The organism is Enterovibrio norvegicus, from assembly GCF_002876705.1.
Lineage (GTDB): Bacteria > Pseudomonadota > Gammaproteobacteria > Enterobacterales > Vibrionaceae > Enterovibrio > Enterovibrio norvegicus_B.
On the sequence record NZ_MDAG01000052.1, the window covers coordinates 1 to 2,008 of the forward strand.

4 protein-coding genes are annotated in these 2,008 nt (G+C 41.9%); all 4 read left to right on the forward strand.

What is annotated here, in order from left to right:
* Positions 1-100 precede the first annotated feature (100 nt).
* Positions 101-478, forward strand: a complete 378-nt coding sequence (locus BCT27_RS19400; protein WP_102396522.1) for a hypothetical protein — start codon at positions 101-103, stop codon at positions 476-478.
* A gap of 70 nt (positions 479-548) precedes the next feature.
* Entirely contained in the window at positions 549-827 is a 279-nt protein-coding gene (locus BCT27_RS19405; RefSeq protein ID WP_102319532.1) for a hypothetical protein, read from the forward strand.
* 129 nt (positions 828-956) lie between these two features.
* Positions 957-1,337 carry a hypothetical protein gene (locus BCT27_RS19410; RefSeq protein WP_102316183.1) on the forward strand — a complete coding sequence of 127 codons (381 nt, stop codon included), beginning with the start codon at positions 957-959 and terminating at the stop codon, positions 1,335-1,337.
* A gap of 131 nt (positions 1,338-1,468) precedes the next feature.
* Positions 1,469-1,894 (forward strand): DUF6678 family protein, encoded by a 426-nt coding sequence (locus BCT27_RS19415; RefSeq protein ID WP_102396523.1) that lies wholly within the window; start codon positions 1,469-1,471, stop codon positions 1,892-1,894.
* The last annotated feature ends 114 nt before the right edge of the window (positions 1,895-2,008 follow it).

Consider the following 2,008-nt stretch of genomic DNA (forward strand, 5'->3'; position numbering starts at 1 on the left):
TCGAAGCGCTTAGAAAGTGTCGTGAATACATAGGTTTGGTCGGGTTAAGTGCGGGCAAGTGCCCGTTATCACAACGTTATGCACCCATGAGTAGTCGGTAATGGAATCATATTCAGAAATAAAAAAAGACGTGAAATCTCTCGTAGAAGAAACTGTCAATATGGGTAACACGATTCATGGCGGCCTTGGTCGTGCGTGTGATGATTATTGGTTAGATTCAATGCACGTGGATGATCATGGCCCATGCTTTGTTACAAAATTCATGGCAAGTATGGCTATCCTGAAGTTGTATGTAGATAGCGAATTAGAAATTAATCAAGAACTAAAAGAGATTGCTTTCTACTTGTTAGCTAGACTATCGGAAAACGACAAAAAATCTATTAGTGATAGCTGTATTAAGGAAATCTTACGGGACTCAAAAGACATATATGAATTCAATTGGTACGTAGTTCATAACTGTCTAAGTCGGAATGCATAACAAAGCATTGCACCTGACTCGCTGCGCTCGCGCGCTGAATGTGGCGTTATACGTAAGAGAAGAGTCAAGCATGGCAACCAGACAGCCACAATTTGAAGAAATAATTGAGCTGCTTAGTAAAGCTGTTCCAGTCTTGGAGTCAGAAGGCTTAGATGGCTCCTTCAGAGATACAGAGAAGCTAATCAATCGCATTAATGGCATGGGTAGCATTATTCCATCACACAAAAATGGGCTTTACTCCGTTCTTCGTATGATGCTTGAATCAAATACTTACTATGACTCAAAAGCTGGAGAGCTTTTGGAGCAGGCGTTTGTTCTTATTAAAGAGGCCCTGAGTGAGAACGTATAACAAGGCCAAGCAACATCAGTCGCTGCGCTCCTTGGACAGCCTTGCGCTCGCGCCTTTTGTACATGGCTCCGCCATTATTGCACAAAAGCCGCAATCAAAAGTCTGCCGTTGTTGGCGGCGTTATACACTATGAAGAGTTACGAAGAAATCCGCGGCCACAAACAAGACTTCGAAGTCTCCTATCGTTTGTATCCTCCAAGTGAAGGCGGCTTGCAATCACCTTCCCAACATATGCGCTGTGACTTCGCTTATGCTGAGGACAATGTCGAGAAGTCTGGTATTTACATGATTCATCCCGAGTTCTTGGATCAAAACGGAATGCCTATTCCAGAAGGCGTGCCAATACCTTCAAGAGGGCTTGCTTCCATGTGGGTACTTGTTCCTGAAATGCGTGAAAAGGTTCATATACAAAAATTGCAGGTAGGGACAAAAGGGTATTTTATGTCGGGAAGCAGGCGATTAGGTGAAGTACAAGTAACCAGATTGGTTGATCTGCTGAAAAATGTATAACAAGGCAATCAACGAGGGACGCTTTGTCAATGCGGCAGCTTTTCAAAGTGTTGTGAATACAAAGGATTAAAGCAGTTTGGGCGGTTTGATAAGCGCCCGTTATTGCGACGTTATGTGTAATCGGAGGTAAAGTGCTAAACCATAACTCGAAGCAACAAGTTAAATCATTTGTAGCTAAGAATAACTTTATTCCGGTAATGAATAACACAAAGTGGAACGAACTGTTTGACCTGTTAAATCAAGTCGAAGACCTAATTAGTTTTAGAGTCACCTACGTAGATCAAACAACATGGCCGGAGCCTGATAGTTCATTCACTTATACCTCTGAGTTAGCTCAAATCTGGGGTGATTTTTTGGCTATCGAGTTTATTGATATATCAGCCCAAATTAGTCATCCTCAAGGTACATTACTAAAGCCCGTTGTTGTGGACCATATCGATAAAATAATTAGCATTTGTAACTCTAAGTCAGCGAAATTTTCTATTACTGATGACGGTATTAGAATTTATGGTTACTTGAGACATGGTTTGGGTGCCAACGTGCATAATTACACATAACAAGGCAATCAACGCGGGACGCTTTTTCAATGCGGCAGCTTTTCAAAGTGTTGTGAATACAAGGGATTAAATCAGTATTTGGCGGTTTGGTAAGCGCCCGTTATTGCGACGTTA

Excerpts from the sequence above, each read along its gene's own strand:
- BCT27_RS19400 (WP_102396522.1), top strand. The coding sequence starts at position 101 with ATGGAATCATATTCAGAAATAAAAAAAGACGTGAAATCTCTCGTAGAA.
- BCT27_RS19405 (WP_102319532.1), top strand. The coding sequence starts at position 549 with ATGGCAACCAGACAGCCACAATTTGAAGAAATAATTGAGCTGCTTAGT.
- BCT27_RS19410 (WP_102316183.1), top strand. The coding sequence starts at position 957 with ATGAAGAGTTACGAAGAAATCCGCGGCCACAAACAAGACTTCGAAGTC.